At 66.5% G+C, this 15,197-nt stretch carries 8 protein-coding genes; all 8 read right to left on the bottom strand.

The genetic code is table 11. The features are described from left to right. Nucleotides 1–103: 103 nt before the first annotated feature. Genes ACWW36_RS08055 through ACWW36_RS08020 form a run of 8 tightly spaced genes read right to left on the bottom strand, consistent with a single transcriptional unit; the run spans nt 104 to nt 15,191 of the window. Nucleotides 104–1,012, bottom strand: coding sequence for an MBL fold metallo-hydrolase (locus tag ACWW36_RS08055; RefSeq protein ID WP_456141033.1), 909 nt, complete (start codon nt 1,010–1,012; stop codon nt 104–106). Beyond that, nucleotides 1,013–4,225: an arabinosyltransferase domain-containing protein gene (locus tag ACWW36_RS08050; RefSeq protein WP_456141032.1), complete on the bottom strand. Its 3,213-nt coding sequence runs from the start codon at nt 4,223–4,225 to the stop codon at nt 1,013–1,015. Further along, nucleotides 4,222–7,482 carry an arabinosyltransferase domain-containing protein gene (locus ACWW36_RS08045; RefSeq protein ID WP_456141031.1) on the bottom strand — a complete coding sequence of 1,087 codons (3,261 nt, stop codon included), beginning with the start codon at nt 7,480–7,482 and terminating at the stop codon, nt 4,222–4,224. The genes ACWW36_RS08050 and ACWW36_RS08045 overlap by 4 nt, the downstream gene beginning before the upstream one ends. A gap of 24 nt (nt 7,483–7,506) precedes the next feature. Beyond that, entirely contained in the window at nt 7,507–10,758 is a 3,252-nt protein-coding gene (locus tag ACWW36_RS08040; protein ID WP_456141030.1) for an arabinosyltransferase domain-containing protein, read from the bottom strand. Beyond that, nucleotides 10,758–12,611 carry a galactan 5-O-arabinofuranosyltransferase gene (locus ACWW36_RS08035; RefSeq protein ID WP_456141029.1) on the bottom strand — a complete coding sequence of 618 codons (1,854 nt, stop codon included), beginning with the start codon at nt 12,609–12,611 and terminating at the stop codon, nt 10,758–10,760. Before ACWW36_RS08035 ends, ACWW36_RS08040 begins: the two co-directional genes overlap by 1 nt. 2 nt (nt 12,612–12,613) lie before the next feature. Then, complete coding sequence (locus tag ACWW36_RS08030) at nt 12,614–13,396, bottom strand: decaprenylphospho-beta-D-erythro-pentofuranosid-2-ulose 2-reductase (RefSeq protein ID WP_456141028.1); 783 nt, start codon at nt 13,394–13,396, stop codon at nt 12,614–12,616. Further along, a complete protein-coding gene (locus tag ACWW36_RS08025) occupies nt 13,397–14,761 on the bottom strand; it encodes an FAD-binding protein (protein ID WP_456141027.1) in 1,365 nt (454 codons plus the stop codon). 31 nt (nt 14,762–14,792) lie between these two features. Further along, the gene (locus tag ACWW36_RS08020; protein ID WP_456142409.1) at nt 14,793–15,191 is read right to left on the bottom strand and encodes a GtrA family protein; all 399 of its coding nucleotides are present in this window, start codon (nt 15,189–15,191) and stop codon (nt 14,793–14,795) included. Nucleotides 15,192–15,197 lie beyond the last annotated feature (6 nt).

Raw genomic sequence — 15,197 nt, 5'->3', positions numbered from 1 at the left:
TCTACCCCACTGTGTCGACTTGCCCGCCTTCCGGCGACAGTGTCGCCACTGGCGACTTTGTCGCTCGGAGGCGGGCAATAAGCACATGACCCCGGGCTCCTCCTCAGATGGCCGGCAACTCCATCCAGTCGTCGACCATGAAGGCATCTCCACGGGCGACCACCGTCGCACCGCCGTGTCCGGGATAGTGCGCGGGAATGACCACAGCGCGTCGACGGGACGCCTCTGTCAGGACACGTTTACGGGTGGCCGCGGCGGCGGCGAAGTCCTCGTCCCAAGCGCACGGATCATTCGGCCGGTGCAACTGAATCGGGCAGTGTGTGAGGTCGCCGACGAATACGGCGGGTTCACCGGCATCCAGCCACACCACCGACGATCCCGGAGTATGGCCAGGTGCAGGACGAAGACGCAGTGACTCGCTCAGCTGATAATCGTCGGACCACAACTGCAACTGCTCCTCGACGGGAGAAACGCTGTCCGCGAACACCGTTCGAACGTGCTCGCGCAGCGACAGCTCTTCTTCGGTACGCGGCGCCGCCTGCTGTGCAGCACTGTCGGGATGAAAGTGCCGGTAGTCCGCGTCCGGCACAAGATAGCGGGCGTTGGGAAACGTCGGTACCCACGCGTCGCCGTCGCGCATGGTGTTCCAGCCGACGTGATCGAAGTGCAGATGGGTGTTGACGACAACGTCGACGTCGGCCGGGGCGATGCCGGCGGCCTTCAGCGACCCCAAGAAGTCGGTATGGAGGTGATCGAGTACTGCCATCCGGGGGCGGCTTCGGTCGTTGCCGACGCCGGTGTCGACCACGACGATGAGGCCGTCCACTTCGACAACCCAGACCTGTAACGCGATGCGCCAGTGGTCATCGCTCCAGAACGTCTCGAACTCGTCCGCGAGCCCGGTCCACGCCTCCGGGGGTGTCTCGGGAAACACCGTCATCGGCAAGCTGTCGACCTGCCATTCAACGACGCGGGTGAGAGCCGCGTTGCCGAGTCGAATGCGGTCTGCCACTTAGGGACCGATGCGGATCTTGCCCGGCTTGTACAAGCCGCTGTGGGTCGCGGTGCCGAATTGAAGTTCGGCAGCCCCAGCTTCCACTACCGTGTCGAACCTGCGCAGCGATCCCCAGTCGCGACCCCAGTCGTGCGACAGGTACGTCGCCATCACGTGCGCGCGCAGCAGCAGATCGGTGATCCCCAGCAGGCCGCCGTTGAGGCCGTCCTCCCAGGTGTCGGTGTCCTTGCGCTTGGCGTTGTAGTCCGGAGTGATGCGGAACTTCGGAATCTGCGTGACACCGTTCGCATGCAGCATCGGCTGCTGGCACGGGAACGCAAGCCCCACCGCCCAGTCCATCAACACGGGCTGTTCCGAGCCGACGTACTCCTGCACCGATCGCAGCTCGGGTACGCGCGGAGGTGTGACCGCGATCCAGTCGCCAGGCGTCAGCGATTGATCCTCGGCGACCACTCGCACGGCCACCGCGTCGGCGGGAATCGCCGAACGTGGGAATCGCAGGTTGCGCCATGACGGAATCGGTCCGAGGTCGTAGGGCACCAACCTGCCCGCCGCAACGGGAGCACCGTCGGGGCCTGGGCGCGCATACTCCAGCACGATCGTCTGCCCGTCGGTCCGACCGTTGAACACGCTGTCCCCGGTGATGGTCCCCGCCGCGGTGATGACCACGAGCGGATGGGCGTCATCGGGGCGGGGCAGTTGATACCACGCCGACGTCAGCCGGCTCTGCTGCTGCGGGCCCTCGACGTACGTGCCCGCCAACGGAACCCGCCCCGGATCAAGGCCGTACGGCAGCGGGACCGTCGACCCGTTCACACCGGGCGTCTTGAGCTTGGTCGGCGCGTCCCAGTCGTAGTCGGTGCCGGGCATCGGCAGCGACATCCGAATCGTCTCGGCGACAATCTTTTCCGGCACGCCATTGGGTGTGAAGCCCACCGGCCCCACGCCGCCCAAGGGGCCGAGTGGGCCGTAGTTACCCGGGAGCGGGGTCAGGAAACCGTTGTTGGGATCGGGTTCGACGAGCACGTCGTCGGCCAGTCCGCAGCCGCCGGTGAAGGAGCGCAGATTGGCCCACGCGTTGGAATAGGTGGGGTACTGGCGCACGATGCCCGCCACCATCGAGCCCACCATCACCAGCACCATGAAGCCCGCGGCCAGCGAGATGGGTGCCGCCGTCAACGCCCGCGCAATGCGGCCCTCGCCATGGTCCCTGGACACGAAGTGCAGCCAGGCCGCATAGATCGCGGTGATCGCGAACAACACGAAGAAGACGAAGCTGACCGTGATTCCGCCGATCTTCGGCGCGGCATTGTTGAACGGCGCGCCGTAGCTCGACACGTACCACCAGCCGTTGGTGGTGGCGAAGGTCAGCGCCAGCATGAAGAACACCGCGGCCAGGACCGCCATCCGGTTGCGCGACCACCGCATCACCGCGGGCGACACCAGCACAGTGGCCACCGCCGCCATCGCCGCGCCCACGGCGGCGAACAGGCCGAAGTGATGCACCCACTTGGTCGGGGTGAACATCAGGAAGAACATCGTGCCGAAGATGACACCCATCAAGCGCCACACCGGTCCGCGCGCGACGCCGGGAACCCGCTTGCGCCGCAACATGATGAACATCGCCGCAAACAGCGACAGTGCGGTCACCAAGAATCCGAACCGTCGCGACAGGGATCCATCGACGGTCGGCAGGATCAGGTAGTAGTACCGAAGGTTTTCGGTGTACCACGGCTGGCTCGGCCCGATCGCGGTGCGAATCCTGGTGGCCTCCAACACCGTCGCCAGTGTCTGGTCCGCGAAAATCACGGTCAGCACCACGGTTCCGGCCGCCAGTAGCGGAGCGACCAGCGGCCAGGTACCGACGATCCGGTGCCGCCGCACCAGGATTCGCAGAATGGGGCGGCCACCCGCAAGCAGAGCGGCGACCGCGATAAGACCGGTTGGCTGGATGCCGAGCGTGAACGCCGCGGAGATGAACGCCAGCGCGGCCGGTGTCATGCGGCCCGAGATGATCGCTCGTTCGATCAGCACGTAGGTGATCAGCGCACCGGTGGCGATCTGACCTTCGGGCCGCAGGCCGTTGTTGAACGGCATCCACGCGGCCAGCAGCACCAGGCCCGCCGCCCACAGCGCGGGCTTGCTCGCCGCGACGGCAGGCCCCAGCCTGGGCAGCACCTCGCGAGAAAGCAAGAGCCAGCACACAATTCCGCATGCCAGGTCGGGTAGCCGCATCCAGATGGAGGCATCGCTGACGCTGGTCATCAACGCCAGCAAGTTGTAGTACCAGCCGAACGGGTCTTCTGGACTCCCGAACCAGCGGAAGTAGTTCGACATATACCCGGCATGCCCCGCGACGCGGGCCATCTGCAGGATGTAGCCGTCGTCGGAGGAGTTCGCGCCGATCACATGCCACAACAGGAAGCCGCCAACGACGACGACGTCGGGCGCGGTAAAGGTGCGCCAGCGCTGCGGAATCCACCGGTGCATGCGGCGGCCGTCGAGCCGGTCCAACCGCCACAGCGCGACCAGCGCCACGATCGTCGAGATGATCGCCAGCACCATCGCGGCCAGCTTCAAAGGTGTTGGCTTCGTGGAGAATCGGGTATCGATTACCGCCGACGCGCTCAGCCCGGGCGGAGCAGGCCCGGTGAGATCGGTGAAGATCCCCACGATCGCCGGCCGCAGGTTAGGGTCGGCGAAACCTGTCCGCAGTTCCTTACCGGTGGTGGGATCGGTCAACCCGACGAACGTCGCGAACGTGCCCGCCTCCGACGAGGTGATCTCGATGCGCTGGCAATCGGGTGCTACGACCCGCGCACGCGGCACACTGGCCACCACGACGTTGCGGTCGGTAATGTCGACGCGCTGAGCGTTGACGTTGACGAACAGCGCATTGAGCGCCGCCTGTTTGCCCTCCTTGGGCGCCGTGCTCAGCACCATGCCACCGGCCGGCGGCATCGAGCGGACCACGTCGCACGGCACCGTCACCGTCATGGTCACGGGTACCTGCGAAATCAGCGGCGCCGTAACGTTATTGAGCTGACCGTGCTGCGGCCAGTTCAGCGTCGCGGTGGTCTGCACGACCGGCAACAACGGCGTCGCGACCGACAGCACGAAACCGATGAGGCCTGCGATCGTCGCCACCCAGCGGGTGACCTTCACATCGCGCACATCGCGGGCCGCGTCGCGGCTGATAGTCGCCGTCATGGCAGCGCCCTAATCGGCCCACTTCGGCTCCAGCCGAACACCTGCACCGAGCCTTGTTCGATGACGGCGTTCGGCGCGGCCGACGCCGGCACCACGCGGTCGTAGCGTTCGATCGCACCCCAGTCGCGATACCAGTCGTCGCGCAGATATGTCGGAACAGCGGACGTGCGCAGCAGCGCCTGAATGAACAGGAACGGACCGCCGCCCCTGGCCGCCTGCCACTGGTTCGACGACACCACCACCTGCTTGAGGTTCGGAAGGATTCGGTACTCCGGCAGTTCGGCGACACCGAGGTGTTCGGAGAACGGGCGCTGGCACGGGAAGTTCGCCGCCGTCGCGATGTCCATCAGCACCGGCGTCTGCGAGCCGAGAAGCTGTTGCGCCGTCTCCAGCACCGGCACGCGCGGTGGGGTGAACGCGAACCACTGGTCGCTGGACAGGTTCGGGTCGTCGGCCACGATGCGCGCGACGTTCGCCTCCGGGGGCGCCCAGGTCAGCGGGAATCTCAGGTTGCGCCAGAACTTTTGCGGGCCGGGGCCGATGTCGATCGGCTGCACCTGGCCGAGCGGCTGATAACTGCCGTCGGGCCGGTGCACGCCCCACTCCAGCTTGAGCGATTGTCCGTAGTTGAACGAGCCGTCCTCCTCGTACCACCAAATCGCCCCCGCCGCAGCGACTGTCACCAGCGGACGATCGGGACTACGGGGCGGCAGCTGGTACCACGCCGACGTGACCTTGGCCGCGACGGTGTTCTCGTTGTAGCTGCCCATCACCGGGGTGCGTTTGGGGTCGAGGCCGAACGGCAGGAAGACGTTGGACCCATTGACGCCGACGGGTCCGTATCCGCCGCCGGTGCCGGCGGCGAAGCCGATGCCGATGTTCGGTTCGTTCGGCGATCCTGGCGAGTTGACCGTGCCCGGGTTGGCGGTGACCGGTTCGGGCGGTTCGAGGGTGTCGCTGACGCCGTTGGGTGTGAAGCCGACGGGGTTCTCCCCGCCCAGCGGCCCGAACTGACCGAAGCGCTGACCCGGAACAGGTTGCAGCAGACCGGCATTCGTGTCGGGTTCGACGAGGACGTCGTCGGCCATCGCGCAGCTGGACTTGCTCAGCCCGGAGGCAAGTGCGTTTACGTTGGCCTTGGCGGTGGTGTAGACGGGGTAGCGCTGCGCGGCGCCCTTGGCCATCGAACCGACTTCGAGCACGACCATGATGACCGCGACCACCAACAGCGGCGTCGACGCGAGCACCCGATTGCGCCGGGTGTTCGCGACTTCGGTGTGGCCGGCGTAGTCCATCCGGAAGTGCAGCCAGCCGGCCAGCAGGCCGGTCGCGATGGCCAGCACCAAGAACATCGTCGTCACCGGAGAGCCGGCGATCACCGGCTGCTTGTCGAACCACGGCACGCCGTAGTTGCCGACGTAGAACCACCCGTTGATACCCGATGTGGCCCAAGCCAATACGAACAGCAGCGCCGTGACGTACAGCGCGAGATTTCGGCGGCTGTGCAGGCCGACCCGAGCGAATGCAAACGCCGTGACGGCACCGAGCGCGCCGGCCAGCCCGGCGAACGCGCCGAACTGCACGGCCCACTTCGTCGGTGTAAAGGTCAGCAGCAGAAGGCCGATCGCGGTCGCGCCGATCAGCCGCCACACCGGGCCCCTCGCCATGCCTGGGACACCGCCCCGTCGCAGCAGCACCGCAAGCATCCCGAACAGGCAGACGAGCAGCACCAGCACCGCGAACCTGCGCGTCAGGGACGAGTCGGCGCTGTCCTCGACCGTCAGGAAGTAGTAGCGCAGGAAATCCTGATACCACGCGATGGTCGGGCCGACGACGTACTTGATGCGCGCGGATTCGGCGACGGTGGCCAGTGTCTGGTCGCGGAACACGATCACGAAGATCAACGACAGTGCGCCGGCCAGAGGCGCGAGCTGGGCGACGAGCCCGTCGACGGGACGCCTGCTGGCGATGACGCGCGCGATCGGCCGCGCACCCACCAGCAGCGTTGCCACCGCGATCAGACCTTGCGGAGCAAGGGTGACGCTGAACATCGCGACGACGATGGCGATCGCGGCGGGCCACAGCCGTCGCGTGGCGATCGCGCTCTCCACGAGCATCCACGTCGCGAGCGCGCCGAAGGCGATCAACGGCTCCGGGCGCAGGCCGTTGTTGAACGGCAGCCACGCCGCAAGGAACACCGCGCCCGCCGTCCAGACCGCGACCCTGTTGTTGGCCAGCCGCCTGCCGAGTCGCGGAATCACGCAGCGGCTGATGATCAGCCATGTCCCGATGGCCGCCGCGGTGGCAGGCAGCCGCATCCACACGCTGGCCGTGCTGATCGTCGCCATCTGCGCGAGCACACTCTGATACCAGTCGAACGGCGCCTCGCTGGCACCGTAGAAGCGGAAGTAGTTGGCGACATATCCCGCCGCGCCGGACACCCGGGCGATGGTCAGGTTGTAGCCGTCGTCGGACGAGATCGCGCCGATCAGATGCCACAGCAGCAGCGTGCCGACGACGCCGATATCGGCCAGCCACGTCGAGATGCCGACGCGCCAGAACCGCCGCCATGCGTCGCGCACCCGGCGGCCGGAGCGCCGGTCGAGCACGGCCAGCGCGATGATCGACGCCACCACGCAGGCCACCCCGAGCACCATCACGGCGAGCTTCAGCGCGGTCGGGCTGGTGATGAACCGGGTGTCGACGTCGATGCGTGCCGACAGGCCCTGCTGCGGGGCCACGTGCAGGTCGGTGAACACGCCTGCGACCTGGGGCCGCTTCTCGGCGGCCAGCGTGCCGGTGGCGCCCGATATGCCGGCGAAGTCGGCGCCGACACCGCCCACGTTGGCCCAGATGTGCAGCGTGCTGCAGGCGCCGGCGGCTACCGCGGGGCGGGGCGCGACTGCGGCGACCGAGTCGCGGAACGCGACGACGACGGCGTCGGCGTTGGCGGTCACGAACAGCCCGTTGCGGCTGGCGTCGATGCCGGCGGGCGGAACGGTGGAAAACACCAGCCCGCCGCTTGTGGGAAGGCTCGCGATGGTCTTACAGGGGATGGAAACGTCCAGGGCCTGCGGCGCACCGGACACCAGTGGGGCGGTGATATCGCTGACCAGGCCGTCGGCGCCCGGCGCCTGCGGCCACAGGATGGTGGCCGTGGTCTGCTTTACCGGCAGCAGCGGCGCCAGTGCGCACAACACCACGCCCGCGATGCCCGCGATGACGGCGATCAGGCGGGCGATGCGGTGGGCAGGCACGAGGCTCGATGGTAGGCGACGTCGTTAGTGCCGCAGCGGCGCCGGGCTCCACAGTCCGCTACGAGTTGCCGAACCGAGATCCAGCCGTGCCGGCTGGGCGTTCGAGTAGTACGGCGTGAGCTGCTGCAGCGCGCCCCAGTCGCGGAACCAGTCTTCCTTCAAATAGGTCGGCACGGTCGTGGGCCGCAGCAGCAGCTCGGTGATGCCCAGCGGCCCACCGCCCAGGTTGTCCATCACCGGCGAGTTGGCCTCCGCGCCGAACCGGTCGGGCAGGATGCGCCACTTCGGCACCTCGATCACGCCGTTCTGATGGCCGAACGGCCGCTGGCATGGGAACGCCAGGCCGACCAGCCAGTCGAGCAAGACCGGGTCCTGCGAGCCGACGACGTCCTGCAGCGTGCGCAGGTGCGGGATGCGCGGCGGGGTGATCGCGATCCAATGCTGCGGATTGAGGTCGTCGTCGGTGGCGACGAGCCGTATCTGCGTCGCTTCGCGTGGTATCGCCGCCATCGGCGCCCGCAGATTGCGCCACGCGGGCGCGGAGCCGACGTCGGCGAATCCGATGCCGCCGCCAGGCTCACCCTTGGCGGCCTGTGCATCGGTGGCCCACTGCACGACGACCTCGCCGGGGTCGAAGCGCCCGGCGGCGGACACCACGAGCAGCGGGCCCGACTGATCGCGCGGCGGCAGCCGGTACCACGCCGAGCGCAGCACCGCCGGCTGCTGAGTGCCGCTGCGCCAGCTGCCCATCACGGGCGTGCGGGCGGGATCGAGGCTGTAGGGCAGTCGGGCCCGGGAGCCGTTGACACCCGCGCCGGCTGTGGTGCCGCCCTCGGTGCCGGCCTCGTTCGCGCTGACCGTGCCTGTCTCGGTGTCGGCGAAGTTGGTGGCGCCGGGATTCTCCATCACCGGGTCGGCGGATACGTCGCTGGGAATTCCGTTGGGGCCGAAGCCTTCTTTGGTGACGGAGCCAAGCGCGTCAGCGACGGGCACACCCACGGGCGCGAGAATTCCTGCGTTGGGGTCTTGTTCGACCATGACGTCGTCGGCCATCCCGCAGGTCTTACCGGTCATGGCCTCGAGGTTCGATCTGCCGACGCTCCAGGCCGGATACTGGTCGATCATCGCCAGTGTCAGCGAGAGGACTTCGAAGAAAACCAGTAACCACGCGGCAATTGCCAAGGGCGACTGGATAATTCGCTGCCATCGGTGGCGGGTGGGCGGAGAATGGTCACGGCCGGAGAAGTGGAACCAGGCCGCCAGCAGGAGCGCGACGACCGACAAGCCGAGCAGCATGGTGGTGAAACCGAACTGCCACTCCGGGAACTGGTTCGACCACGGCACACCGAAGTTGGACACATACCACCAGCCGTTGACGGTGGCGAACGACAATGCCATCACGAACAGCACCGCGGCGGCGAACATCGCCCGGTTGCGCCGCGACTTCATCGCTGCGGCGGTGACGGCGACGGCGGCCAACGCGCCGAGCGATCCGGCCAGCCCGGCGAAAACCCCGAAGTGGTGGGTCCACTTGGTGGGGGTGAACATCATCGCGAGGAACGAGATGATGGTGATGCCGACGATGCGACGGCTCGGCCCAAGCGCCGTGCCGGGAATTCTGCCCTTGCGCAACGACATTGCCACCGACACAGCGAGTGCGAGCAGCAGCGTGAGCACCGCGAACCGGCGTGCCACCGAGCCGTCGGGGCTGGTGGTGAACAAGCGCTCGTACCGGATGTGCTCGTCGAACCAGCTCAAGCTCGGCCCGACGGCGGACTTGAACGTGGACGCCTGCAGTTCGCCGATCAGCGTCTGGTCACGGAAGATCAGGATGATCGTCACGGTGCATGCGGCGAGGATCGGCGCCAGCAGTGCCAGATAGCCGAACCGCGAGGTATGCGCGGCGACAATGGTTTTCAGCGGCCCGACGGCAACGAGTAGCGCGCCGACGGCCGCAACACCCGTCGGACCCGAGAACAGTGTCAGTGCGCCTATGATGATCGCGATCGCGACGGGCAAGAGCCTGCTGGTGGCCACTCCTCGCTCGACCGAGCACCAGGTCAGCAGAATGCCAAGGGCGATAATCGGTTCCGGCCGCAGTCCGTTATTCAGCGGCAGCCAGAACGCCAGGAACATGCCGGCCGCCGTCCATGCCGCGGCGCGGCTCTGCTTCACGGAATGCCCGAGCCGCGGTATCACTTCGCGGCTGATCAGCCACCAGCACAGCAGCGCCATCACCAGGGTCGGCAACCGCACCCAGGCGCTGTTCGTGCTGATGTGCGCCCACATTGCGAGCAGGTCGTAGTACCAGCCGAACGGTGATTCCGGTGTGCCGAACCACCGGTAGTAGTTGGCCATGTAGCCGGCGTGCTCGGAGACGCGGGCCATGGTGAGGATGTAGCCGTCGTCGGCGGTGTTGGCCCCGACGAAGTGCCACCACACCAGGACGGCGGCCACCAGCCCGTCGAGCGGCCCCGCCGACCACCATCGCTGCGGCAAGAAGCGCTTCACCCCTCGGCCGTCCGCGCTGTCGAGCACATGAAGGGCGCCGAGCGCGATGACCGTCATCGCCACCCCGATGATCATCGCGAGCATCTTCAGCAGCGTCGGCGAGCTGCTGTAGCGCGAATCGATGGTCGCCGAGAACTGAAGACCTGGCGGCGCGGGACCCGCGAGGTCGGTGAAGACGCCGACGATCTGAGGCCGGAAGTCATAGCCGCTGCGTTCCCCGCGCAAGGGCTTGCCTGGGTTGTCGGAATCGCGGCCCGTCACCAGACCGACGAACTCGCCGGTCACCTTGTCGGCGTGCGCGGTGAATGTCAGCCGTTGGCACGCCGGGCTGAGCACCTGGTCGAGCGGTGCGCTGACGACCGGGGTGTTGCGGACGATGACCAGGAGGTCGTTGTTGACCCGTTCGATGAGCAGTCCGCGGTCGACGGCCTTGGGCGCCTGCTTCGGCACGGTAGACAGCAGCACGGTCTTGCCTGCGTTTTGCGGCCCCGCCAGACCCGCGGCCGCGCGGCACGGCACGGTGATGGTGAGGTCGGTGGCCACGTATCCGATGAGCGGCGCGTTGACGCTCTGCAGCACACCGTTCTGCGGCCAGTTCAGCTGCGCGGTTGTCTGCTGGACTGGCAGCAGAGGCGTGGCGATCGCCAGCGCCGCCCCGAGCAGCCCGGCCACGATGGCGATGAGTCGCGCGGTGCGATGGTTGCCCGCAGCGGTCACGGGGCTTGATGGTAATTGGCCTGCGTGCGGCGGCGCTTCGGTGGCCATCAGGGCCTCCGGATCGCGAGCACGAATGGGCCGACGGTCGAGACGTCGAACCTCGGGTCGTCGAACAGCTTGGCGTCGAGGGGCACGTGGTAGCGCTTGACGTTCGGTTGGTTCGGATAGACGTCCGAGGCCAGGCGCAACGTGTAGTTGTCGTTGGCGCCGCGGCGCATCAGAAACACCGTCGGCGCCTTCCATGGCAGCTTGTCCAGCGCCGCGATGAACTGGTCGGCGGTGCTCAGCGTGGCCCAGCTTTCGATCGCGGCGGCCCTTGCGTCGAATTGCGCCAGTGGGTTGGCGTAGTGCGACGTCAGTCCCTGGAACCCGTAATACGGGTAGTACGACAGGAAGCTGTAGTCGGCGGTGAGGACGACGGTCTGGTTGCGTGGCTGGCCGGTGACGTTCCGGATCTTCGTGTCGATCTCGCGGTAGTACTGCTCGGCGCCGGGCGGCCGACGGTCGGCACGCTGGCCGTACCCGTCGGTGTCGGTGTAGGCAACGACGATGTCGGACTTGAGGACGTTCGGGATGTCCTGGCTGAACCCCACCGCGCCGACGGCGCCGAGGGCGGCTGCGGCGGCGACGATGCGACGGCCTGTCTGTGGGCTATAGCGGCGGGCAAGCGCGACGGCGGCCTCGACGAACCCGAATGCGCCTGCTGCGGCGAGCAATACGGTCAGTGTCGGCTGCAGCCGGAACGACAGCAGGGTAGTGCGCGCGAGCGTGGTCAGCATCGACAGGATCGCCCATGCGTAGATGGCCAGAACGCCGACGGCGAGCGCACCGGCCCGGGTCGACGAGCGGGCCCGAACCACCAGCCACAGCGTGCCGGCCATGCACAGACCGCCAAGGAGCGTGAACTGCAACATCGGGAACGACAGCTGTGCGCCGTCGGCGGGCAGATAGTGAAAGGCCGTGCCGGAGCTGGCCGGTGAACCGCCCGCAGCGGCAAGGAGATACGGCCCCCAGCCCAATAGGGATATGGCGCCGGCGATCACCGCGATGACCGCGAGCCTTATCAACGGCTCTAGACGTCTGCGCGACACCGCGAGGACGAACGCCATGATCGTGATCGTGAAGGCGCTGTAGGCGAGCAGCAGTGTGTAGAACAGCGCCGTGACACCGAGGAAGATGCCCGTGGCGATCACCGCGGCCCAGCCGCCACTTCTGGTTGCGCCTCGTAGTCCGGACCACGCCATCACGAACACCGGCGGGATCAGCACCGCGATGATTGCGGAGTACGGCTCGGCTGGTGAGTAGGCCAGCGTGGCCGCAGTGGTGGCCGTCGACACGATGACCGCGTACTCGAAGCGAATCATGCTGGCCCACAGGACGAAAGCGAGAAGCACCGCGATCGTGATGGAGATGATCGCCCACGGCTTGAACATTTCCCAGGCCGGTGTTCCGGTCAGATCAGCGAGGCGGCCGCCGAGCCAGAACCATCCCGGCGGGTAGAACGGCGGCAGGCCGTAATACGTCATGTCGTGCGGTGCTGCGGTGTCCGCGAGGCGGGTCAGGTATTCGGTGCGGAACTGCTGGTCGACCGAGATGCCGAACAGGTACAACTTGGTTGCGCCCAGCGGCATCGCCAGCGTGACAACGGAGAACGCGGACAGAAACACCAGCGCGCAGGCCTTGGCGAGGGTGCGGCGTCCGCGTCTCCAGATCAAGCCAGAGACAAGAAGCCCTGCGAGGCATCCGAATTGGCCAACGGTCGTCAGTGCGTGCAGCTGGTTCGACGAGTTGTATGCGGGCCACTCCACACGCGAAATCGCCACTAGCGATATGACCGCGACCACCACCGCCACGACGGCAGCGACCGCCATCTGGCCGACCACGGCCAGCGCGCCACGCATCGCTAGATGGGGAGCTTGCGGAAGATGGGGCGCGGGATGTGCCGCAACACCATCATCACGTACCTGAACGCTCCCGGCGCCCATACCAGTTCCTTGCCTTTGGCCGATGCCGTGACCGCCAGTTCGGCGACGTACTCCTTGTCGACGGTGAACGGCGCTTCCTTTGTGCCCGTGGACTTCCAATGCTCGAGCGTCGTACTCGTACGCACTTGTCCGGGCCGGATGACGAGCACCCGAACACCATGCTCGCGCAGGGCTTCCCCGAGACCGAGGTAGAAGCCGTCCAAACCGGCCTTCGTGGAGCCGTAGACGAAGTTGGACCGCCGCACGCGTTCACCGGCGGCCGAGCTCATCGCGATGATCTGGCCGTAGCCCTGTGCTTTCATTTTCTCACCAAGCAGCACACCGACGGAAACCGCTGCGGTGTAATTGATCTCGGCGACCTGCACGGCCTTGCGCTGGTTCTGCCACAGCTCTTCGGCGTTTCCGAGCAAGCCGAACGCCACGATCGCCACGTCGACGTCCCCGCCTGCGAAGGCGGCATCGATCACCTTGGAATGGCTTTCGGTGTCGAGGGCGTCGAAGTCGATCAGCTCGACGGACTTGGCCCCAGCCTCCTTCATCTGCGCGACGGCCTTGTCGCGCAGTGGATGATCAGGCAGTTCGGCCAACACAATCCGTGCGGAGGCATTGCGCAGATATCGCTCGCAGATCGCCAGCCCGATCTCGGATGTGCCGCCGAGCAGCAGGATGGTCTGCGGGTTACCTACGGCGTCGAGGACCATCTAGAGCAACTCCAAACGTCGGGCCATGTCCGAGGCGAACACGCCGTTGGGATCCACCTTGCGGCGCACGGCAATCCACTCGTCGATTCGCGGGTACATGGCATGGAACATGTCGGCAGTCGTGCGGTTGTCCTTGGCCGTGTAGAGCCGCCCGCCGAACTCAAGCACCCGACGGTCGAGCTCGTTGAGAAATTCGTTGAGCCCAGGCTTGATCGGGAAGTCGACACAGACGTTCCAGCCGGGAATCGGGAAGCTCAGCGGCGCTTGGTTTCCCGGACCAAACAGCTTGAACACGTTCAGGAATGAATAGTGTCCCGACTGTTGGATGTCGAGCAGGATGGCCTTGAACTCCTCGACGGCCTCGGTCGGAACCACGAACTGGTACTGGCCGAAACCCGCAGGACCGTACGCGCGATTCCACTCGCCGAACATGTCGAGAGGGTGATAGAACTGCGTCAAGTTCTGTACCTTGTCGCGGTAGGTACCCGATTTGCGGTACCACAGCTCGCCTATCGGCGCGAACGTGTACTTGCCAACCAACATGCCGTTGGGCACGATGTCGGGGATCGTAAGCAATTGCGGCGCATCGAATTTCAGCGGATTCTTCTGCAGCTTCTTGGGTAGCTGATCGATAGTGGCCAGTGATCCGCGGGATATAGCCGCGCGGCCAAGCTTGGGTGGCGCGCTGATCGCGTCGAACCATGCCGACGAGTAGGTGTAGTTGGCCTCGCTGCCGTCGCTGTGAAAAGCGATGGTCTCGTCGAGACCCGCGGTGACGTCGCCGTCGGCGATGAAATACGCCGTCTCTGTTGGCGTCATCTGGATGGACGCGCGCAGGATGATGCCGGTGAGGCCGTTGCCGCCGACCGTGGCCCAGAACAGCTCGGCCTCGGGGCCGTCGGGAGTCAGTTCACGGATTTCGCCGTCCGCGGTCAACAGGTCCATCGACCGCACGTGGTTACCGAAGCTGCCCGCGCTGTGGTGGTTCTTGCCATGGATGTCGCAGGCGATGGCGCCTCCGACGGTGACCTGTCGGGTACCGGGAAGCACCGGCACCCACAGACCGAACGGCAACGCCGCCTTCATCAACTGGTCGAGGTTCACGCCGGCGTCGACGTCGACCAGATGGGTGTCAGCGTCGATCGAATGAATTCTGCTGAGCGCGGTCATGTCGACGACGAGGCCGCCACCGTTCTGGGCGTTGTCGCCGTAGGACCGGCCCAACCCGCGGGCGATTACTCCACGGTCGCCGACCTGCGACACAGCCTTGGCGATTACCTCAGGATCCGGCGTGGACAGCACCTGCGCGACGCTCGGCGCAGTGCGGGCCCAGCCGGTGAGCCGCCGGGGAGTGGTCTGAAACATCGTGACGAGGGTACCGCCTGGCGCTTAAGGCTCAGCGCAGCCGGAATATGACCGCCCGTTGGACGATGAAGTTGATCACAGTCGCGGTGCCCTGCGCGATGACGAAGGCCACGGCCACCGCCCACGCTCGGTAGTCGAGCAGGTGCAGGCACAAATGATTGAGCCCGACCTGCACAGTGAAGGTCAGGGCGTACAGCACCATGACGGCGATGAACCGGGCGGTGCTGGGTTCTGCTTGGAACGTCCATCGCCGATTGATCAGGTACGCCGTGATGGTGCCGAAGATGAAACTGATGGCCTTCGCGAGGTCGACCTGCAGGCCAACGGCCTTGTAGAGGAGCACGTAGAGGCCGAAGTCGACGATCGCCGAGAAGCCGCCGGTGACGATGAACCGCCACGCCTGCGTCGTCAGGCTCAGGTTCGGCGACATCGGGGG

This window comes from Mycobacterium sp. MMS18-G62, assembly GCF_053877835.1.
This window is presented reverse-complemented; position numbering and strand designations above follow the sequence as displayed.